Genomic DNA, 22,909 nt, shown 5'->3' on the forward strand with positions numbered 1-22,909 from the left:
AGTAGCCATATCTATTTTGACATTCAAGTGGATTATAATAACAATTATTCCTAATAAAAAAACCTTTATCAAATTTGATAAAGATTTTTCTATTGAATAGGCTTATTTCCTGATTTTTTATTGTATTACATTGGACCGCCTTGCTGATCATCACCTGCTGCATTGGAATTGATATCCTTTTTCTTTTTAGGTTGATCTACTTTTTCTCCTTGCTTGAATCTATAAGTCAAGGATATAGAAAACTGTCTTGGCTGCCACTGCATATAGTTTCTTCGCGTATAATCTTCATTAAAACTGAATACTTCTCTACTTCTTGTATTAAAGATATCCTGGATATTGAAAGATATTGTTCCATCTCCTTTCCAGATAGTCTTGGATGCACCAAGGTTCAGCGCATACATATCCTGAGTATTTTGATTGGCAGATTTCTGAGCTCCTCTATAGAATCCCTGAAGTTGTACGCTTAGCGTTTTATCTAGCTTGAATGTTGTATTAAGACGTGCTCTGGTAGAGAAACCACTTCCTGTAAAATCCATGAAGCGGGTCTGTTGCTGCTTATCACGGTCTATTGCATTATAATACTGAATTCCTGTTGTTTTATATCCGAACATATCAAGGCTACCCATAATTTTTAACCATGCAAATGGATCATAAGTAAAGTTCAGATCCAATCCATAACGATCATCACTTCCTAAGTTAACAGGCTTCGTATAGAATACTCCAAGACTTTCATCAGGTCTGTATACCAGCATTTTAGTGTCGTCAGTTGCGTGTCTGTAGTACAAAGTAGGGTTAACCGTGAACTTTTTTCTTGTAATATTATATCCTACTTCAAATGAATCTACATAGGATGGGTTCAAATCTATATTTCCTTCAAAAATATTCTGGCTGTTGCTGTAATTTGGGAAAGGAACCATAAAGAAAGATCTCGGTCTGTCTATTCTACGGGAATAATTAACTAAAATCTGGTTGTTCTTAGATATATCATAGCTTAAGAATACACTTGGAAATAAATTATTGTAGTTTTTAGTTTTATTAAGTGCCGGATCATTAGGGTTTTGATTGATGTAATTGATCTTAACATTTGAAAGCTCATCTCTCAATCCTACCTGATAAGCAAATTTTTCTCCAATTTTACTCTTAAACTGTAAATAGAAAGCATTGAATATTTCTCTGTAGTCCGTATTATTATTATAATTCGGGATATAAGGGTTATTGGAAGTACTGCTTACGAAGTTATCATAGGTATTATCATTAACATCCAATCTATATCCTGCTTCAAGTTTAGATTTTTCTCCTAACGGCAATTCATAGTCAGCTTTCCCTATAATCGTTTTGCTTACAGAATGTCTTCTTGTAATGTCTTGTACATCCGGAAGGAGATCGTTCGTTTCAAGAATATTCGCATTGTTATTGCTTCTGTTTCTCTGCAAACTTAATGAAACGGATAAATTCTGACCATTATCATCAAATTTGTGATCTATTCCTAAATCTCCCTGAAATGCAAGGTTGTTAAATACAGATTTAGAATCCCTTTGTCCATAAGGATTTAATAACTGCCATGTTCCGGTTGTTCCGCTTGGATTTGATGGATCTTTGAAGAATCTGTGAAAACTCTCATAAGTTTCCAGAAGCTCATCTCCGTCTCCTTCAAAAGTTCTGACCAATCCTGTTAAATTGATAGAGGTTTTATCAGATAGATCATACACAAAACCTGCACTTACATTATAGTTTTTGTTATATGTCTTATTGGTGGAGTTTTGCAACTGATGTTCAAGAACATCATTAGGCTGTTTATTGGGCTGTATTTCCGGAAAAATAATGTTGTGATAAGTTGTTTCCGAATTATTCTTGGTTTTGTTTTCTGTGTAGCCGCCGCCGCCGTTCACAAACCAGGTCCAGTTGTTCTTTCTCCAGCTTAGATTGGTATTAAGTGAAGTTCTCGGGAAATATCCAAGAGATCCTACAACGCTACCATTAAAGCCAACTTTCTTACTTTTTTTAAGAATAATATTCAAAATACCTGAAGTTCCACTTGCTTCAAATTTAGACGAAGGGTTGGTGATTACTTCAATTCTTTCAATCTGATCTGCAGGAATACTTTGTAGTGCATTAGCTCCATCATCTATTCCAAGAAGGGCTGATGGTTTTCCGTTGATCAGAAATTTTACGTTGGTGCTCCCTCTCATAGACACTGTTCCGTCAGTATCCACAGAAACTGAAGGCACATTGGTTAAAACATCCTGAAGACTTCCTCCCTTGCTTACAATATCCTGAGACGGATCATATGTTTTTTTGTCAAGTTCTACTTTATAAGGTTTGGCTGCTGAAGCGGTAATAACAACACCTTGTATTTCTTTTGTTTTACCATCAACTGTAGAAGTAGATTCTGCTTCAATAGATAGTGCCCCGATATTACCTGCTGCTGCAATATTTTTGCTGACTACACTTTTTTTGTAATCAATAGCTTCTACTGTAATATCATAATCTCCCGGCATCAGCTGAAGCTTGTACTGTCCCTTTTCATCAGTCAATACAGCATCACTTAATGTTTTGTTGGTTTTGTTACTGAAAGTTACAGAAGCATAAGGAACCGGCTGATTTTTTTTGTTGACAATAGTCCCGGAAACTCCTGCTTTCTCCTGTGCAAAAGCCAGTGCCGCCGCTGAAAGTACTAACGTAAGTCCTAAAGTTTTTCTTGTGAAAATATTGACAATTTCTGTCTTATTCTTCATAGGTTATTTTTTTGTATAAAATCGTGAAAGAATAACCCTTAATATTTTGAATATCCGTATCAATTTGATTATCAAAACATTATGGTTGTGTATTGTTTTTTTTAACTGTATAAATTTTTAGGTGCTTTCTAAGCTTATTTTATATTTTTGGAGTTGAGCCAGTCCTGATAAGCTTTTGCGTTCACAGCATGTTCTTCAGCGCTTGCAGTAAACTTATGGTATCCAAATCTTGCAGGATCAGCACACATAAATATAAAATTGTTGTTTTCAGCATTTAAAACAGCATCTATTGAATTCTTATCCACTACGCAGATAGGTCCCGGAGGAATACCTGCATTGGCGTAAGTATTGTAAGGTGATGGTGTAGACAAATGCTTATATAATACCCTTTTTATAGGTTCTTTAAAATTAGTCTGCTTATTGATTGCATAGATTACCGTAGGATCAGACTGAAGTTTCATTCCTTTTCTGTAACGGTTTAAATATAATCCTGCAATCGTTTTCATTTCATCTTTTTTTCCTCCGGATTCTTTATAAACAATAGAAGCCAGCGCATAGATTTGATCTCTTGTAAGACCAGACTGCTGTTCTTTATTTTTTCTTTCACTCGTCCAGAAATCATTATACTGATTTTCAAACTTTGAAAAAAATTCTCTCGGGCTTACTGTCCAGAAAAATTTATAAGTATCGATGAAAAAATACTTTTTTAAATCTTCCACATTTTTATAGCCTTTCTCTTGTGCAACAACATCCAGATCTTTTACAAAATGTAACGAATCAATTTCCGTTTTTTTAGAAACCTTGCCGATCATCTGATACATATCTCCAAAATCTCCGATTCTGTAAGAATTTGCTGTCTGATTACCTGCTTTGATCATATTGACAAGATTTTTATTTCCTGTTCCGCCCTGGATGTAATAACGTCCTGCTTTAAAATTGGTGTCAAGACCTTTTTCTTTAGCCACAGCTTCAAAAGATTCTTTGTCTTTAATATAAGGAGCAATAGAGTCGAGGATCTGTTGAAAACCCGCTCTATGAGGAATCAGAACATAACCTTCCTTTTCTACATTGTTTCCTAAATATTTATTATAAAATCTCAAACCAAAAAATCCTGCGACTACAAAAACCAGCAGAATGATAATGAGAATAGCTTTTTTCATTCTATATAAATGTTGATTAAAAGTTTTCTGTTTTTAAAGAAGATCTGTTTTACCTCTAAAAACCTGCTTTGCAGGACCTTCCAGCCATATATTCTGGAATGCGTCTCCGCTTTTTTCAGCATATACTTTAAGGTTTCCGCCTAAAGTTTTAACTTTTACAGAGGTTAGATTATGTTTTTGTAGAAAAGTTAAAGCAGAAGCTGTAACTCCTGTTCCACAACTGTAAGTTTCGTCCTCAACGCCTCGTTCATAGGTTCTTACAAAAATTTCATCATCAGAAATTTTTTCTATAAAGTTCACATTGATTCCTTTTTCTTTATATTTTTCTGAATTTCTGATTGCATATCCTTCGTCATATACGTGATAATCCTTCAGGTTGTCTACATATTTTACATAGTGAGGAGATCCGGTGTTCAAAACAAAGTCATTTCCATCATGGGAAACAGTGTCTACATTGATCATTTTTAATTTAATGATCCCGTTATGGATTTCTGCTTCATGTTCTCCGTCTGTTGCAATGAATTTGCATTTATCTTCAAAAATGTCAAGGAAAAAAGCAAAAGCTACAAGACATCTTCCTCCGTTTCCACACATAGTGCTTTCTCCACCATCAGAATTATAATAAACCATTTTAAAATCATAGTTTGAGTCGTTTTCCAATAGAATCAGACCATCGGCTCCTATCCCAAAACGTCTGTCACATAGTTTTTCAATACTGTCTTTATCTTTAGTAAATTGCAGATCACGGTTATCCACCATTACAAAATCATTCCCTGTTCCCTGATATTTATAAAATTCCATATTTTTTTGTTAAATGAAGAAGCAAAATTACTATATTTTAAATGAAAAACGAACAGTGTTAGCTGTTCGTTTCCTTATTTATAATCGTTTTATCTAAAGCCGCCTCCGCTGCTCTGCTGTCTGGTAGAACCACTGCTTTGGCTGCTTGAGCTATTTCTGAATCCACCTCCGGAAGAGTCTGATCTTGTGCTGCTTTCAGAATTTCTGAAACCACTATTGCTGTTAGAGTTTCTGAAACCGCTATTGTTTTGGTTGTTCTGAGATTCACTGCTTTGATTTCTAAATCCACTATTGCTGTTAGAGTTTCTGAAACCACCGCTGCTTTGGTTGTTCTGGTAACCACTGTTTTGGTTTCTGAATCCGCCGTTGTTGTTTCTGTTTCCATTATTATTGAAACCACCTCCATTGTTGTATGAACCATTACTGTTGGTTGTACGTGTATTCTGGAATCCGTTTTCAGGTCTTGAAGAAGTGGATGATCTTCTCTCTACATATACTTTTCTTCTGGAGTTGTTATAAGTATCGTAATAATAAGGCACGCCACTATCATAGTAGTAATTAACGTTATTTCTGTAATAATAGCCGTCATTACCATAATATCCTCCGCTTCCGTAATATCCTGAAGGCGCATAGTAATATCCGTTGTTATAATAAGGGTCTCCATAGCCATAACCCCCACTATTGCTTCCGTATCCATCGGTATATGCTAAACAAGATGTTAAACTGGTAATAGCAAAAATACTGACTGCTATTTTAAATAAATTTTTCATGACTTTATTGAACTTTTTTTTCTTTAAAACTTTTTTTCCAATTGACATATCCTAAGATTGCCATTATAGTAAATACCAAATATTGAACCGAAGTGATACCAAGTCCCTTAAAAATCATCATTGGAATGCAAATAAGGTCTCCGATAATCCAGAAAATCCAGCTCTCAATGCGCTGTTTGGCCATAAACCACATTCCTGCTAAAAATATTGAAGTGGTGAAAACATCCATCCAATTTGCCCAGTCAAGATGATATAACCCTAAGCTGGTTCCTTCCATGGAAAACTTATTATCTATATAAGGTTTGTAATAATAAATAACAGTTACCAATATCAGGCTCAAAATAAAAAGCATATTGGCATAGATCCATTCCTTTTTAGTAGCCCATTTAACATCCACATGAATGTTATCTTTAGAGTTTTTGGCCCAAAGAATCCAACCGTAAATACTCATCACCGAATAATAAACATTGATCAGACAGTCTCCCAACAAACCAAAATTATAGAGAATATAAACATAGATCAGTGTAGAAATAATGCCGGTAGGATATACCCAAATATTCTTTTTTATAGAAAAATAAACACTCAAAGTGCCAAAAATAGCCCCAAAAGTTTCCAGCATAACCTGTAAAGTATCATAATTTTCATAAGGCTTTATAAAAAGATCATACAAATTCATGATCAAAAATATACAAAAGTTGTCACATGTTAAAATGCTTCGAGAAAAGCCCTGGTTGGGTTTTTAAAGTTTTAATGTAAAATAAATGATGAAAGTTTAACGATTAAAGTGAAAGTTTCTAAATTTTTTATACTTTCGTAAATTCTTAAAATAAAAAAATTATGTCGAAAATTTGGGTCAAAAAACCACTCAGTGCCTATGAGGCAGATATGAAGAAAAGTGAGCTGAAAAAAGTCCTGGGAAAATGGAGTTTAACAGCAATTGGAGTAGGTGCTATCATCGGTGGAGGGATTTTCGTTCTTACCGGAACAGGAGCCTATTATCACGCAGGGCCAGCACTTGCAATTTCCTTTATTATTGCAGGGATTGCCTGTGTCTTTGCAGCTTTGTGCTATGCAGAGTTTGCATCTATTATTCCTGTAGAAGGTTCAGCTTATGCTTATGCTTACGGAACAGTAGGAGAAATTTTTGCATGGGCTATGGGATGGTGTCTCATCCTCGAATATGCTATGGCGAGTATGGCTGTTTCCGTGAGTTGGTCCGGATATTTTAACAAATTTTTGAAAATTTTTAATATTCATTTGCCTGCTTATCTTACATCAGATCCGGCAAGTTATACAGGAGACGGTTTTTCTATGAACCTGCCTGCATTTATTCTTGTTCTTTTGATTACTGCACTATTGGTAAAGGGAACGAAAGAAGCAGCAGGAGCTAATAACCTGATCGTTTTGATGAAAACGTCTGCTGTTATCTTTGTAATTATTGCAGGAGTATATATCATTTTCTCTAATACTGATCTATATAATGCTGTAGACGGTGTTAAAAACTGGAAACCTTTTATCCCGGATCCGGTTCAGATTAAAAATTCTGAAGGAGATATGATCTCCGCCTACGGTATTAAAGGAATTATTTCCGGAGCAGCAGCAATTTTCTTTGCTTATATTGGTTTTGATGCTGTTTCTACACAGGCTGGAGAGGCTATTAATCCTAAGAAAGATGTGCCTTTCGCGATTATTGCCTCATTGTTGGTTTGTACTGCTTTATACATCTGTGTATCTCTTGTATTAACAGGGATGATGCATTATACAGACTTTAACCCTGAAGGTAAATATCCTGATGCAATTAAAGCTCCTGTAGCGTATGCATTCGAAATTGCAGGAAAACACTGGGCTAGTAATGTAGTAACCATTGCTGCTACTGTAGGATTAATTTCTGTAGTAATGGTAATGATGATGGGACAGTCAAGAATCTTCATTGGAATGGCAAAAGACGGATTGATTCCTAAATTCTTCGGTGATCTTCATCCAAAAACAAAAACACCTTACAAAGGAATCATTTTGTTAGGAATTGTTGTAGCATTAATTGCGGCATTTACCCCAATTTCAACATTGGCTGATATGACAAGCTTCGGAACCCTGTTTGCATTTACACTGGTTTGTATTGCTGTTTGGGTAATGAGAAAAAAAGAACCTAATTTGATCAGACCTTTCAAAGTTCCGGCTTATAAAATAGTGGTTGCACTGGGAGTATTTATCAATATTTATTTGATATTCAACCTAAGTGCTCATGCATTAGAACTTTCTGCGGTATGGTTATTTTTAGGAGGTTTGGTATATTTCCTTTATGGAAAATCAAATAGTAAACTTAACAATCCTGAAAAATATCAGAACCAAGATTAATAATAATATAAACCGCTTCGGCGGTTTTTTTGTCTTAAAATATGTATATGAAAAAGCTTTTTTCCATTTTATTTCTGTCCTTAGGACTTACGGCATTTTCCCAACAGGTGGAAAGTATTGAAACAATTTTGAATGATAAGATCAGTATCAGAGCTATTGAGGTGTACGATCATAAAGTTTGGTACAGTGGTACGGATTCCAAATTTGGGTTTGCTGATCTTAAAGACTATAAAAATCAAAAGCAGATCAAACTTTCGGAAGAGAAGCTTCAGTTCAGAACATTAGCACAAGACAAAACGTCTTTTTATGCAATCAATATTGAAAGTCCGGCCCGTTTTTTTAAAATTGATAAAAAAGATCTGAAATCTCAGGTTGTTTTTAAAGATACTGCAAAAACAGCTTTTTATGATGCTTTACATTTTGTGAATGATAAACTTGCTTATACTTTTAGTGATTCGGATAAAGATCATCTTTTGAAGCTGGCTGTCTACAAAAATGGTACATGGAGTATGTTTAAAAATAATATAGTATTAAATGAAGGCGAAGCTGCTTTTGCTGCCAGTAATACCAATATTTCATCAACTAAAAAATACTTGTGGATTGCAACGGGAGGAAAAGCCTCAAGAATCTTAAGAATGAATCTGAAAGATGAAAAAATAAAAGTTTTTAATACTCCAATCATACAGGGAGAATCTTCTCAGGGAATGTATTCTATTGATTTTTTTGATGACAATTTTGGAATTGCAGCAGGAGGTGATTATACAAAACAAGATGCTAATGTCAACAATATTGCAACCACTAATGATGGTGGAAAGACCTGGCAGATTCAGGCTTCAGGACAAAATGCGGGATATACCACCTGTGTGAAAATCAAACCGGGATCCAAAGGAAAAGAAATAGTAGCGGTAGGAGACAAGCACATCAGCTATTCTTCAGATTTTGGGAAGACATGGAAGAAAATTTCCGATGAAAAAGGCTTTTTTGTCTGCCAATGGATTGATGGTAGCAATGTGGTTCTTGCAGGAAATAACAGAATAGCGGTGATGAAATTAAAATTTTAAATATCAGATATAGAATTTATCACTATTTGTCAAAAGCCTGATCATACGTATTTAGACTCATTATAAAATAGAACCTAATATAATTCATAGGTTAAAATTCATAACTAATGGTTAATTTTGTAAGGTGAAATTTTAATTATGTTAAATTTCATACCCTTATAAAATTTAATTTTCAAAATGAACTCTTTAATAGATAAGTATAATATTCCTGGACCGCGTTACACTTCTTATCCTACCGTTCCATATTGGGATGAATCTACATTTTCACCGGAAAAGTGGAAGGAAACCGTAATCAGGTCTTTTCATGAAAGCAATGCAGAGGAGGGAATTTCTATTTATATCCATTTGCCTTTCTGTGAGGCATTGTGTACATTTTGTGCATGTCATAAGCGTATTACCAAACAACATAGTGTGGAAGTGCCTTATCTGGAAAGCGTTTTAAAAGAGTGGAAACTTTACCTTGATCTTTTCAACGAAAGACCTAAACTTAAAGAATTACACCTTGGAGGAGGTACTCCTACGTTTTTCTCTCCCGAAAATTTAAGAACATTGTTGGAAGGTATTTTTTCATCAGTAGACATTGCAGAACATCCGGAATTCTCTTTTGAAGGACATCCAAATAACACAACAAAAGAACATCTTCAGACTTTATATGACCTTGGTTTCAGAAGAGTAAGCTTTGGAGTTCAGGATTATGATCCTAAAGTCCAAAAAGCAATCAATAGAATCCAGCCTTTTGAAAATGTGAAAAATGTTACAGAATGGGCGAAAGAAATTGGTTACAGAGGAATCAGTCATGATCTTGTTTTCGGATTGCCACACCAGAATTGGGAGGCAATGGAACACACCATCAGAAAGACTATGGAGCTGAAGCCAGACAGACTGGCATTTTATTCTTATGCACATGTTCCATGGGTAAAAGGTGTTGGGCAGAGAGGTTTTGATGAAAATGATCTTCCAAGCGGAGAAGAAAAACGCCGTTTGTATGAAGATGGTAAAAGACTTCTTCAGGATTTAGGATATATTGAAGTAGGGATGGATCACTTTTCTCTTGAGCACGATGATCTGTATCAATCTTTGATTCACAAAAAACTTCACAGAAATTTCATGGGTTATACTTCAAGCAATACCCAGCTGATGGTAGGACTTGGGATGTCTGCTATTTCAGATTCCTGGTATGCGTTTGCCCAAAATGTAAAAACCGTAGAAGAATACCAGAAAATGGTAGAAGAGGGAAAAATCCCTGTTGTAAAAGGACACGTACTGAGTGAAGAAGATCTTATTGTAAGAAGACATATTCTGAATCTGATGTGCCAGCTTGAAACAACCTTTGACATCAATAATTCGTTCCCTGAGCTTGACAATGCATTGGAAATGCTGAAAGAAATGGAAAATGACGGTTTGGTTGAAATCAATGGAACTGAAATTAAAATTACAGAAGAAGGAAGAGCTTTTACAAGAAATGTGGCCATGGTTTTTGACCTGAGAATGATGAGAAATAAACCGGAAACGAGAATTTTCTCAATGACAATATAAAACAAAAGCGGTTCACATCTGAACCGCTTTTTTATTGTTTTAAACCCTTATTTGATAACCAATTTCTGACTATACGATTTTAATTCTCCGGATTTCAGATTGATAAAATAAACTCCGGCTGGGATTCCTGAAATATTGATTCCTTTGCCGTTCATGATCTGATCTGTTTCCATTACTTTTTTTCCTTCTGTACTGATTATTTCCAATGTTGCCTTTTTATCGTTCACACCATTAATGAAAATCTCTTTTGAAGCAGGGTTAGGGTATACCTTAATATGGGTTAAAGTATTTTCTTGAGTACCTAGGGTACCTGTTGATATTTTAAAGATTTTTCCACTGTTTACTGCGGCTACATACAATCCTTTTTGATAATCTTCTCCAAAAGTAGAGAAATTATTTCCAGAAGAAGGAGGCATCCAGGTGATGACATTATTAGTATCCAGAATTCCGATTTGGGTAGAGCAGTAGTCTGCGAAGAAATATTTCCCCTGAAGCGATGGATATTGTGTTCCCCGGTATACATAGCCACCAGTAATGGAACATTTTCCGCCAGAGTGATCATATACAGCAATAGGGAATGTCATCGTAGCCTGTGCTGCACATCCTGTTGTATTGTAAGGATTATTTCCTTCATAACATCTCCATCCATAGTTTAATCCGGCTATAGTAATAGGCATTTTGTTGATTTCTTCGATGGCTCCCTGTCCTACATCTGCAATCATAGCATTGCCTGTAGTCAGGTCAAAAGAAAATTTCCATCCATTTCTGAGGCCATAAGCCCAAATTTCATCAGCACCATCCACTCCTGCTCCCGCAAAAGGGTTATCAGGAGGGATATTATATGGCCCGGTGGCGTCTACATCAATTCTCAGCATTTTTCCCAGCAATATATTTTTATTCTGAGCATTATTATTGGGGTCTCCGCCACTTCCTCCGTCTCCGGTGATAATCCAGAGTTTTCCGTCAGGGGCGAAATGAATGCTTCCTCCGTTATGATTATCGAAGGGTTTAGGAATGTTCAACAGGATTTTTTCGGAATTAGGATCGGCCACATTGGGATCTGTTGAGTTTACACTGTACCTGGCAACGATAATATTTCCTGCAGGATTGTTATAATACACAAAAAAATACCCATTAGTAGAGTATTGTGGATGAAATGCAAGTCCCAAAAGGCCTCTTTCACCGCCAAAAACAATTTTCGAACTAATGTTCAGAAAATTTGTTGCGTTAATTGTCCCGTTAGGTTGAATAATTTTAATGATACCGTTCTGCTGAACAACAAAAAGCCGGCTGTCATTGGCATTCGTAATCTCTACAGGGCTGGTAAGTCCTGTAACAAATTCTTCCAAATTAATGCTTTGAGAATTAACAATTAAGGAAGAAAAAATACTGATGCTAAAAAGTAGTTTTTTCATAATATTTTGAGGGTTAGTGTGTTGGAAAAGTGAATGAAAATTTTATACCAATCATATTTTGAAGACTTCACTATGATAGTATGAAAAAATTGTTAAATCTTAAATAGAAATCAGAATACCAATATATCTGAAAATAAACCATTTCTGTTGTTAAAAATTCATAAAATACAAGAAAATCATTATATTTGCCGACTTAATTTAACGTAGTTATAACAAAATGCAAGGAAAAGGACTTATTACAATTGTCGCTATTGTACTAGGGTTGATTTGCTTAAACGAGCTATTACCAACATGGTACGCCAGCAAAATTGAAAAGCAGGCGACTGCTATTGCAGGAGACAATCCGGAGAAGTATCAAAAAGAAATCGCAAGACTTTCTAAGGATACTTTGAATTTAGGATTCACAAAACTTTATTACACTAAAGCCAAAGACAAGGAAATGAAACTTGGTCTTGACTTGAAAGGAGGGATCAACGTTCTTTTGGAAATTAACCAAAGAGATCTTGTGAATGATTTAACCAATTATTCTACAAATCCTGTTCTTATTGAGGCTTTAAACAAAACTGATGAAGCACAGAAGAATTCTACAAGACCTTACATCGACAACTTCTTTGAGCAGTTCGATGTAGTTAACAAAGCTAAAGGAACAAACCTTAAGTTGGCAGATCCGGAAATTTTCGGAAATACAACCCTTACTGAGGTGAAGTACAACACGCCTGATGAGCAGGTGAAAAGCATTGTTAAAAGAAAAATTGATGCGTCTGTAGGAACGGCTTTCGAGGTAATCAGAACGAGAATTGACAAGCTTGGAGCCATCCAGCCAAACGTTCAGAGAGTACCTGGAACTGCTAGAATTTCTGTGGAAATGCCTGGTATGAAGGACATCGATAAAGTGAAGAAAATGCTTCAGACTTCCGCAAAACTTCAGTTCTGGGAAGTGCAGCAGGTTCCTGAAATTGCACCTTATTTCCAAACTTTGACAACTATGGTTGCTGCAAAAGGAGATTCTATGGGAGTGGCAAAGAATGTGAACTTCATGAACCTTTTACAGCTTGACAAATTAAGAACGAATGGTGTTGCCAACGTAAAATTATCTGATACTGCAGTTGTAAACAAAATTTTAAACAGCAAAGTAGGACAGTCTTTACGTCCGTCCAACATTAAATATACACAGTTCATGTGGGGTTACAAACCTGAAGCTACAGATGCTGAAAGTTTAGTATTGTACGCTATCAGAGGTAACATCAACCAAAAAGCTCCGGTAGACGGTGCTGTAGAAAATGCAAATATCGGCTACGATGAACTAAGCAGAGTAGTGGTAGATATGCAGATGGACTCTAAAGGAGCAAAAGAATGGAAAACCTTAACGGAGAAAAACGTTGGAAAACCAGTTGCTGTAACTCTTGATAACAGAGTATACACAGCTCCAAACGTTACAAATGCTATCCCTAATGGTAGAACTCGAGTTTCTGGTAACTTCTCTCAGGAAGAAGCTAAAGAACTGGTAGACGTTTTAGGTGCTGGTAAATTGCCTGCAGGTGCAAAAGTAGTTCAGGCTACGGTTGTAGGTCCATCTTTAGGACAGGAGGCTATTGATTCAGGTTTAATGTCGTTCATTATTGCATTTGCGATTATCATTGTTTATATCATTTTCTACTACGGTGGAGCTGGTGTATATGCAGTAATTGCAATGGTGATCAACTTATTCTATATTTTCGGTATTATGGATTCGGGAGATTTTACGCTTACGCTTCCAGGTATCGCGGGTATCGTTCTTACGATGGCAGTAGCGGTCGATACGAACGTTATCATTTATGAAAGAACAAAAGAAGAATTATTCGCAGGGAAAAGTATTCTTGAAGCTTACAAAGATGGTTTCAAACATGCATTGAATGCGATTATTGACGGTCACACTACGACTTTCTTAACGGCAGTTGTATTGTTCTTCTTCGGAACGGGACCTATTAAAGGTTTTGCATTGACGTTGATGATCGGTATTTTAATGACGTTATTTACCTCTGTATTGCTTTCCAGAGTAATGATCTTCTCAAGATTAAATAAAGGAAAAGGTCTTTCTGTTTGGACTCCGGCTACGAAGAACCTATTCAGAAACACTTGGATTGATTTTATTGGAAAGAGAAAATATGCATACATCGTTTCTGCTGTTCTTACAGTAGTGTGTATCATTTCAATCGCAACTCACGGTTTCAAATACGGTATCGACTTTACTGGTGGTAGAAACTATGTAGTAAGATTTGATAAAGATGTAAAAGCTGAAGATGTTGAAGAAAAATTAGTGGCTTTATTCAAAACTGAAGATGGTAAAAACTCTTCTGTAGAAGCTAAAACTTTTGGAAACAGCAAACAATTAAAGATCTCTACAGATTACCTTATCGAGGATGAATCTTTAAAAGCTGACCAAATTATTGAACAGAAATTATTTGAAGGTTTAAAAGCAAACTTACCGGCAGGAACTACATTGAAAGATTTCAAATCTGCTGATAAAGACCATGCAGGAATTATTTCTTCAGAGAAAGTAGGACCTTCCGTTGCTGATGATATCCAGACTCACGGTATCTATGCAGTATTAGCTGCATTAGCAATGATCTTTGTCTATATCTTGATAAGATTTAGAAAATGGCAATTCTCTCTTGGAGCGGTTGCAGCTCTATTCCACGATGCGGTAATTATCTTAGGAGCATATTCATTGCTTCACAAGTATATGCCTTTCAATATGGAGATCAACCAGGATTTCATTGCTGCAATCCTTACTGTATTAGGGTACTCAATTAACGATACGGTAATTATCTTCGACAGAATTAGAGAATACCTGAGAGAGAAAAAATCTTTAACATTAGCAGGTCTGTTTGATGACTCTATTTCAAGTACATTGGGTAGAACATTCAACACCTCATTCACTACGATTTTGGTTATCCTTGCGATTTTCATATTCGGTGGTGACAACTTGAGAGGATTCATGTTTGCGATGTTAATTGGTATTGGGTTCGGTACTTACTCATCCATCTTTATTGCGTCTGCAATTGCTTATGACTTCCTTAAAACAGGGAAAGAAGAGGAAGTACATGGGAAATCCACTTCTGCTAAAGAAGAACTTGCTTCAAAGTAATACAAACTACAATAAATTAATAAAGACCGTTTCGAAAGAGACGGTCTTTTTTTTGTGTCATATGTGGATTATTCATTTTTGATTAATCTATATGTATTGCATAATGCATGTTTTTGTTAAAGTTAATTTTAAAAATCATCATATGATAGAATTATGTTTAATGATTCCAGTTATTTTGATTGATTTTTTATTCATAACTCATTGGTATAAAGGTGTTTGCGTGTTCAATTATTGTTGATGAATAGTAATTTATGTGGTAGATTGTTTTATATTTATAGCAAATAAAACCAAAACCAAAAACAAAGATGAAAACCGAAAAATTATTCATTGCAGTGGCATTAGGTGCATTTAGTTCTCTATTTTCGCAGATCGGAATAGGGATACCAAATCCTGATATAAGTTCTGCGTTAGATGTCACCAACACTAATAAAGGGGTATTGATCCCCAGAATTTTAGATCTGTCAACAATTGCTACTCCTGCTAACGGATTACTGGTATATGATCTCAAAAGGCAGGCCTTAACTCAGAATATCGGAACATCAGCAAGTCCCAACTGGGTTCCAATCAGTGGTAATATTGTTAAGTTTTTCTATATGCCTTCTATTAATATTGACACATCTACTTTAGGTACAGGAAGAATAAAAGATTTATTCCAGCTTTATAAAGCCCAGTTTTCTACCCCAAAAGTTTCGAGTACAGGAGCTCCGGCTGCCATTCCGTTCTTTACCAATGCATCAGATCTATATTATTATGTAACTGATTTTGATAATACAGTTCTAAGTAATGTAAGTATTGATGCGAACGGAATATTGAGTTATGATGTGATAGGATCTGCTACTGCATGCTCCTTTGTTAATATTGTATTTGTAATCAAATAGTTTTAAATGAGATCCTGTCATTGTAATCATTCTTACCCAGGGGTGAATGTTCTCTGGTATACAATTAACTTTTAAAATTATTGGTGATGAAAATAAATTCAATAGTACGATGTGTCCTTACAGTGATATGCTTTGCTGTATCAGGTCAATTGATATCTCAGGAGATGGTATCCTTACCCGGTGGTGGGTGTGGAAGATTATTGGACACCAATACTTCAAGCTCAAGTGACGGAGGTCTTCTTTGTGTCAGGCTGGGTAAAGAGGCTGTTAATCCTAATAATATGACGGATACGGATGTGAATTCCTATGCTTCTCTTAAGCCCGGAACAGGTGTTGGAGTGTTTTGTAGTATGTCTTTAGGAGTAGGAACTTCCGGAACCGATTTTCAGGCTGATAAACCTGTCTATATTGACTTTGCTTCGGATGGCTTTAATTTGTATATCAGCTTTAATGCAGGAAATTTTGTATTCTACAATAATGGCCAGGAAGTCTATCGTACAGGGATTAATGAACATCTTCTGTTAGACCTTGGAGATAGCCAGGGACGAAGGATTATTAAAGTGACTCCTCCGGCAGCATGGGATGAAGTAAGACTGGTTTTTAATGACACTTTAGGCGCTGGCCTTGTATTCAGTCAAATAAGGGTGTATAATATCCTTTCTGAATATTATCTTGCTCCCATGACTTATCTGTCTCAGCCTTCTGATCAAACGGTAACTGTTGGTGGATCGGCAACAATGACTGCCGTGATCAATAATACTCCTACAGATGAAACTCCTGAAAATATTACCTACCAATGGCAGGTTCTTAACGGAAGTACATGGACTAATATCGTTAATGATGCCAATTACAGCAATGTTACTTTATCTACTCTTATGATTAATAATGTTCCTGTAGGTTTTAATAATAATCAGTATAGAGTTGTTGCCAACTCCAGCTTCCATACATGTGCTTTTCAGGCAGTTTCCAATGTAGGAAATCTGTATGTGAACCTGATTAAAGGTATCATTACTAATAAAATGATTTATACAAAGCCGAAAAATAATTAACGAAATGTTCTCTAATTAATAATAAGCCTGTTTCATATATTTTGAAGCAGATTTTGTATTTTATTTCTATCATGCCTTAAGAGATTATTATTTTGATGAATTTATATTTTAAAGGGTAGATTTTGGATCTGCCTGCATGTATTTGTATGTTTTTGGCTTGAATGAATATATTTATATTTAATTTCTTGTTATATTATATATTTTTTATTGGTAATTATTTATTATCGTATTTAATAATAAATATTCTTGTATATTTTTATTAATTATGCTTTTTGGAAATCATTGTAAAGTAGAGTTATGTATAATAAGTCTACTTTTTTATAATAGTTTGTTTGCGTGTAATTATTGAATAATAAAGGATTTTTTCGAATTATTAAAAATATTTTTGTTTTAATTGAAAATTATTAATAAATAAGAGTTTTATGTAGTAAATTATTTTATATTTACATAAAACAAAACAAAAATGAAAGCCGAAAAATTATTCATTGCTGCAGCATTAGGTGTTGGCAGTTTCCTTTATTCTCAGGTAGGGATTGGGATTCCTAATCCCGATAAAAGTTCCGCATTAGATGTTACGAACACCAATAAGGGTGTACTCATCCCAAGAATTTTAGATTTGTCAACAATTCCAACCCCGGCTAATGGTTTGCTGGTTTATGATCTTAAAAGACAGGCATTAGCCCAAAATATTGGAACATCTGCCAGTCCGAACTGGGTGCCGATTAGTGGGAATATTGTTAAATTTTTCTATATGCCTTCCATTAGTATTGATACTTCTACTACAGGTACCGCAAGAACAAAAGATTTGTTTCAGCTTTATAAGGCTCAGTTTTCTACCCCGAAGGTCTCAAGTACAGGAGCTCCGGGTGCAATCCCGTTCTTTGCGAATGCAACAGATCTGTATTATTATGTAACTGATTTTGATAATACAGTCTTAAGCAATGTAAGCATTGATGCCAACGGAATACTGCGATATGATGTGATTGGAACAGCTACTGCATGTTCTTTCGTGAATATTGTATTTGTAATCAAATAATTTTAAGTGACATACCGTCATTATGATCATTCTTACCCAGGATGAATATCCTTCCGTGTATAACTAACTTTAAAAATTATTGATGATGAAAACAAATTCAATAGTAAGCTATTTGCTTATAGCATTGTGTCTTTTTGTATCAAATAAAATGAGAGCTCAGGAGATGGTAGCTCTGCCCAACGGCGGCTGCGGAAGATTATTGGATACCAATACTTCAAGTGCAAGTGATGGAGGTTTTCTTTGTTTCAGGTTGGGAAAAGAAGCAGCTAATCCTAATAATATGACAGATACGGATGTAAACTCATTTGCCTCTTTGAAACCCGGTACTGGTGCTGGACTTTTTTGCAGTATGTACATAGGGGTAGGAACTACCGGAGCAGATTTTCAGGCTAATAAACCCGTCTATATTGACTTTGCTTCAGATGGTTTTAATTTTAATCCCAGTTTTAACGGTGGAAATTTTGTTTTCTATAACAATGGTCAGGAAGTCTACCGTACAGGTATTAATGGGCATTTTTTCTTTGATTTTGGAGACAATCAAGAGCGCCGGATTATTAAAGTAATTCCTACTGCCGCATGGGATGAAGTACAGCTTGCTTTTGGAGAAGCTATAGGTATTGGATTCTCATTCAGCCAGATGAGGGTATATAATATCCTTTCAGAATATTACCTTGCTCCAATGACTTATCTGTCTCAGCCTACTGATAAAACTGTGGCTGCTGGTGGGTCTACAACAATGACTGCTGTGATTAATAACACCACTACAGATGAAACGCCGGATAATATTACGTACCAATGGCAGGTTCTTAACGGCAGCACATGGACCAACCTCACGAATGGTACCAATTATAGTAATGTTACTTCATCAACCCTCACCATTAGCAATGTTCCCGTAGGATTTAATAATAACCAATACAGAGTAGTTGCTAACTCTAGCTTTCACACCTGTTCTTTTCAAGCAATTTCTACTGTAGGTCGGCTTTTTGTAAATTCTGTAAATGTTCCCGGAGCTATTGCCGCAGATCAGACGGTATGTATGGATATCAGTAATGATCCTGCAGCGTTTAGTCAGACTGTAACAGCACAGGTAAGCGGTTCTGCAGAATATCAGTGGCAAAGTTCACCGGATAATGTAACATTCACAAATATTACAAATGCTACATCTGCCACTTACGATGCTCCACCAGTTACACAGACTACCTATTACCGTAGAGGAGTGCGTTCTGTATTGAATGGCAACACAACTGCTTATCAATATAGCAATGTGGTTAAAGTGACCTTAAAGCAAAGCTGTCTGATCAAATGTATCATCACAAACAGGGTGCTCTATACGAAGCTCAACAGCAATTAGTATAACGGATTTCTAATTAATAATAAACCCTGTTTCAACAATGAGGATGAAGCAGGGTTTTTTGTTCTGCTGGGAGTCTTAATATATTATTTCATATTATACTTCTTTAATACACTACAATTTAGAATCATTATTTTCCAGATTTGATTAATTTTGCACCATCATGGAAAATTCAAAGAAAAAAGCGGCCATAGGCTTCATATTTATTACTTTACTGATAGATATTACGGGATGGGGAATCATCATTCCTGTTGTTCCTAAATTGATTGAGGAACTTATTCATGCAGATATCAGTGAAGCTGCAAAATATGGCGGCTGGTTGGGATTTGCCTATGCATTTACACAATTTATTTTCTCTCCACTTGTTGGAAACCTGAGTGATAAATACGGACGAAGACCCATTATTCTAATCTCTCTCTTTGGATTTGCTGTAGATTATATTTTCCTTGCATTGGCTCCCACAATCTGGTGGCTGTTTTTGGGAAGAGTTATTGCAGGAATTACCGGTGCAAGTGTCACCACCGCCAGTGCTTATATTGCAGATATTTCCACAGATGAAGACAGAGCTAAAAACTTTGGACTGATAGGGGCTGCCTTTGGCCTTGGATTTATTATAGGCCCGGTTTTGGGTGGCGTTCTTGGGCATTATGGTGCCAGAGTTCCTTTCTATGCAGCGGCAGGTTTATGTTTGCTTAATTTCTTGTATGGATATTTTATCCTTCCTGAAAGTTTAGATAAAGATAAAAGAAGAGAATTCGACTGGAAACGTGCCAATCCCATAGGTTCATTTAAATTTTTAGGTAAACACCCTGAAATCTCCGGATTGATAGCTTCATTAATATTAATTTATATTGCAGGTCATGCTGTACAGAGTAACTGGAGCTTCTTTACCATGTATAAATTCAGCTGGACGGAAAGAATGGTGGGAATTTCATTGGGAGTTGTTGGTTTATTGGTAGGTCTTGTACAAGGAGGACTTATCCGATATACCACTCCAAGGCTGGGAGAGCAGAAAAGTATTTATTACGGATTGGCTTTCTATGCTGTAGGAATGCTGCTATTTGCTTTTGCTTCTGAAGGATGGATGATGTTCGTCTTTTTGGTGCCCTATTGTTTAGGGGGAATTTGTGGTCCGGCTTTGCAGTCTGTTATCACGAAAAGTGTTCCTTCCAACGAACAGGGAGAGCTTCAGGGAGCATTAACGAGTTTAATGAGTGCTACATCCATTATCGGACCTCCGATGATGACGAATTTGTTTTACTATTTCACACATGACGAAGCGCCTTTCAAATTTTCCGGAGCACCTTTCTTTTTAGCGTTTGTTCTAATGGCAATCAGTGTTGTGATTACGTATTCTGCTTTCCAGAAAAAAGGAAAAGATGTAGTGGATGTAACCTCGAAAAAAGATCTTCATTAACAATAGATTTGTTCTATTCCGAATATATATGCTGTTCCAGGTTCGATCTATTCGATAATTTTACAGAAGTAGTTTTTACTTACTTTTGAAACCCAAAAAACAAATTATGAATACATCAGAACTGGAAAAGTATTTCGAAAGAATTCATTTCTCCGGAACTCCGGAATTGAATATGGAAACCCTGAAAAGAATACACGAGCTTCATCCCAAATATATTCCTTTTGAGAATATTGACCCTTATACAGGAACAGTTCCTTCTTTGAAGTTAGATGATATTTTCAACAAGCTGGTTACTGGATCCAGAGGCGGATATTGCTATGAACAGAATCTGCTTTTGAGTGAAGTCTTAAAAACATTAGGATTCAATGTAAAACTCCAGCTCGGAAGAGTAGTGTGGGGAAGACAGGAGGATAGCGTTGCTGCACAAACTCATCTGTTGCTTATTGTAGATTTTGAAGGGGAAAAATATGTGGTAGACTGCGGATTTGGAACAGCTACACTTACGGCTCCGGTACTTTTAAACGAAGAAGATCAGCAGCAAACACCCAATGGAATATTTAAAGTTTCTCACAAAGAAGAAACCCATACACTCTGGATGTGGAAAGAGCAGTGGCTTCCGGTGTATCGCTTCATAATTGAGCACGTAGAACCTATTGATCTTGATATTTCCAACTGGTATTTGTCTACGCATCCGGATTCTCATTTTAAAAACAGGCTGATTCTTTCAAAAGTAGATGAAAATGCCCGATATACTTATACTGACGGTGTTTTGAATATACGGTCCAATGATGGTGAAAAAGAATCCATATCCATAGAAAATGACATGCAGTTGTATGAAATATTGGTAAATACTTTTGGATTAAAGGAAAATGCTATTGAAGCCTTGAAATCAAAAGTAGCGATTTGACAAAACTTAATGAATATCATCTTTGACAATAAAAAACGGGAAGCTCAGCGAGCTTCCCGTTTCTTTTAAAATCAGATTTTTATGAAAATAATTATGGATAAAGGGATTTTGTCCCATTACTTACAACATTGCTGCCCAATCCTGAGAATGACACAGAGAAATTACTGGAGTTAAAACTTAAAGAACCTGTAGGAGTACAAAGTCCTAATGCATAACGGCATTGTCCGTAAGCACCAGTTTTCTTTGTGATTTTGCTCTCACTTTTTGCTTTTCCTAAACTGATATATCCCCAGTCGCTTACATCGGCGTTAGAAACCGTAGAACCGGAATAATAAATAGTTATCTGGTATCCGGTTTCACCCCTCTTAGAACCCCATAGCCAGTTGGCTGTCCACCATTGTTTATACCATGTAGAAACCACTTTTGCCGCTTGGTTGTTAGAGGCCTCCGAATTTCCACGGGTGTCCATCATAATAAGACCTCCGAAGATATTATCCCAGATAATTCCTGAATCGCTGTAAAAGCATAAAGTGGTAAATTTTCCGTTTTTGCTGTTCCAGGTTACTTCCATCACATTGGTTCCAGATTTCACTTCTTCAGTGATGGCTTCTTTTAATCCCTGCTGTGCTGTAGTCAGATCATCACCGCTATACAGATCACCAATTTTCCCAATTTTTATGGAAGACGGATCCATAATGTTTCCGGATGCAATGAATTGGTCTTTATCAGTAATCAGGCTTTTGGAAAGCTCAATTCCTTTTGGGGTTGTAATTTTTCCCAAAACAGCTACTCCTGCAATCTGTAAATCATTTTTCAGATACGTTTCAAGATTTTTTTGAGATTCATTCAGTTGAAGTTGAACAGCATCAGGAATAATCTGTGAGGGTAGAGGAGTAATTTCTTTTTTCAGATCATCTGCGGTTACCTTGGCCTGAACAGTTTCCTGTTGGTTTATTTCGTTGTCTTCGTTATGGCAGCTTTGAAGTGCCAATACCGATAATACAGCGAAAACTTTAAAAGTAGTCACTAATTTTTTCATATTAAATATTTATTGAGTTGTGTATCATAAATATACAGAATTGTTATGTAATTCTCATTGTTTTGAATTAAGTATTTGTTAATTAATAGGTAGGAGGTGGTAGGTAGCAGGAATTAGGTAATAGGAATTAGGTGTTTTGAGTTTGAGGGTTTGAAGGCTTTAAAGTTTAAGGCTGTAGGTAACTCGCAACTAATATAACCTGCAACAAAATAAACCTGCAACACTTACCCCGAAGTAAAATAAACTCGCAACTCGTAACAAATAACCTCTTC

Annotated in this window: 17 protein-coding genes; 10 read left to right on the forward strand and 7 right to left on the reverse strand. The window is 35.9% G+C overall.

The features are described 5' to 3' along the window. Positions 1 to 125: 125 nt before the first annotated feature. The 5 genes from ACM6F9_RS15415 to pnuC form a co-directional block, all read right to left on the reverse strand. A complete protein-coding gene (locus ACM6F9_RS15415) occupies positions 126 to 2,735 on the reverse strand; it encodes a TonB-dependent receptor domain-containing protein (protein WP_414846522.1) in 2,610 nt (869 codons plus the stop codon). Between the two features lie 134 nt (positions 2,736 to 2,869). Beyond that, on the reverse strand, positions 2,870 to 3,895 hold the full coding sequence (gene mltG / locus ACM6F9_RS15420) for an endolytic transglycosylase MltG (RefSeq protein WP_414846523.1): 1,026 nt from the start codon (positions 3,893 to 3,895) through the stop codon (positions 2,870 to 2,872). A gap of 33 nt (positions 3,896 to 3,928) precedes the next feature. Continuing rightward, entirely contained in the window at positions 3,929 to 4,696 is a 768-nt protein-coding gene (gene dapF, locus ACM6F9_RS15425) for a diaminopimelate epimerase (protein ID WP_414846524.1), read from the reverse strand. 89 nt (positions 4,697 to 4,785) lie between these two features. Next, positions 4,786 to 5,466: a hypothetical protein gene (locus ACM6F9_RS15430; protein WP_414846525.1), complete on the reverse strand. Its 681-nt coding sequence runs from the start codon at positions 5,464 to 5,466 to the stop codon at positions 4,786 to 4,788. A gap of 4 nt (positions 5,467 to 5,470) precedes the next feature. Beyond that, entirely contained in the window at positions 5,471 to 6,142 is a 672-nt protein-coding gene (pnuC, locus tag ACM6F9_RS15435; protein ID WP_414846526.1) for a nicotinamide riboside transporter PnuC, read from the reverse strand. Positions 6,143 to 6,303: 161 nt separating this feature from the next. Between pnuC and ACM6F9_RS15440 the strand changes: the two genes are divergently transcribed. The 3 genes from ACM6F9_RS15440 to hemN all read left to right on the forward strand — a co-directional run bounded on the left by ACM6F9_RS15440 (position 6,304) and on the right by hemN (position 10,418). Continuing rightward, a complete protein-coding gene (locus tag ACM6F9_RS15440) occupies positions 6,304 to 7,821 on the forward strand; it encodes an amino acid permease (protein ID WP_414846527.1) in 1,518 nt (505 codons plus the stop codon). 47 nt (positions 7,822 to 7,868) lie between these two features. Continuing rightward, positions 7,869 to 8,882: a WD40/YVTN/BNR-like repeat-containing protein gene (locus ACM6F9_RS15445; RefSeq protein WP_414846528.1), complete on the forward strand. Its 1,014-nt coding sequence runs from the start codon at positions 7,869 to 7,871 to the stop codon at positions 8,880 to 8,882. A 177-nt stretch (positions 8,883 to 9,059) separates the two neighbouring features. Continuing rightward, positions 9,060 to 10,418, forward strand: coding sequence for an oxygen-independent coproporphyrinogen III oxidase (gene hemN / locus ACM6F9_RS15450; RefSeq protein ID WP_414846529.1), 1,359 nt, complete (start codon positions 9,060 to 9,062; stop codon positions 10,416 to 10,418). Between the two features lie 47 nt (positions 10,419 to 10,465). On the opposite strand, the gene ACM6F9_RS15455 is transcribed toward hemN, so the two are convergent. Beyond that, positions 10,466 to 11,833: a PQQ-dependent sugar dehydrogenase gene (locus tag ACM6F9_RS15455; protein ID WP_414846530.1), complete on the reverse strand. Its 1,368-nt coding sequence runs from the start codon at positions 11,831 to 11,833 to the stop codon at positions 10,466 to 10,468. A 217-nt stretch (positions 11,834 to 12,050) separates the two neighbouring features. Here ACM6F9_RS15455 and secD point away from each other — a divergent pair, with 217 nt between their 5' ends. The 7 genes from secD (at position 12,051) to ACM6F9_RS15490 (ending at position 21,598) form a co-directional block, all read left to right on the forward strand. Beyond that, a complete protein-coding gene (gene secD, locus ACM6F9_RS15460; RefSeq protein ID WP_414846531.1) occupies positions 12,051 to 14,960 on the forward strand; it encodes a protein translocase subunit SecD in 2,910 nt (969 codons plus the stop codon). Positions 14,961 to 15,265: 305 nt separating this feature from the next. Next, the gene (locus ACM6F9_RS15465) at positions 15,266 to 15,838 is read left to right on the forward strand and encodes a hypothetical protein (protein WP_414846532.1); all 573 of its coding nucleotides are present in this window, start codon (positions 15,266 to 15,268) and stop codon (positions 15,836 to 15,838) included. A gap of 86 nt (positions 15,839 to 15,924) precedes the next feature. Beyond that, on the forward strand, positions 15,925 to 16,887 hold the full coding sequence (locus ACM6F9_RS15470) for a hypothetical protein (RefSeq protein WP_414846533.1): 963 nt from the start codon (positions 15,925 to 15,927) through the stop codon (positions 16,885 to 16,887). 463 nt (positions 16,888 to 17,350) lie between these two features. Beyond that, the gene (locus ACM6F9_RS15475; protein ID WP_414846534.1) at positions 17,351 to 17,923 is read left to right on the forward strand and encodes a hypothetical protein; all 573 of its coding nucleotides are present in this window, start codon (positions 17,351 to 17,353) and stop codon (positions 17,921 to 17,923) included. A gap of 85 nt (positions 17,924 to 18,008) precedes the next feature. After that, positions 18,009 to 19,274: a hypothetical protein gene (locus tag ACM6F9_RS15480; protein WP_414846535.1), complete on the forward strand. Its 1,266-nt coding sequence runs from the start codon at positions 18,009 to 18,011 to the stop codon at positions 19,272 to 19,274. 163 nt (positions 19,275 to 19,437) lie between these two features. Continuing rightward, on the forward strand, positions 19,438 to 20,691 hold the full coding sequence (locus ACM6F9_RS15485) for a TCR/Tet family MFS transporter (protein ID WP_414846536.1): 1,254 nt from the start codon (positions 19,438 to 19,440) through the stop codon (positions 20,689 to 20,691). 106 nt (positions 20,692 to 20,797) lie between these two features. Further along, positions 20,798 to 21,598: an arylamine N-acetyltransferase family protein gene (locus tag ACM6F9_RS15490; RefSeq protein WP_414846537.1), complete on the forward strand. Its 801-nt coding sequence runs from the start codon at positions 20,798 to 20,800 to the stop codon at positions 21,596 to 21,598. A 91-nt stretch (positions 21,599 to 21,689) separates the two neighbouring features. Here ACM6F9_RS15490 and ACM6F9_RS15495 read toward each other — a convergent pair whose 3' ends face one another. Further along, complete coding sequence (locus ACM6F9_RS15495) at positions 21,690 to 22,637, reverse strand: hypothetical protein (RefSeq protein WP_414846538.1); 948 nt, start codon at positions 22,635 to 22,637, stop codon at positions 21,690 to 21,692. Between the last annotated feature and the right edge of the window lie 272 nt (positions 22,638 to 22,909).

Source organism: Chryseobacterium sp. IT-36CA2, from assembly GCF_949767875.1.
GTDB lineage: Bacteria > Bacteroidota > Bacteroidia > Flavobacteriales > Weeksellaceae > Chryseobacterium.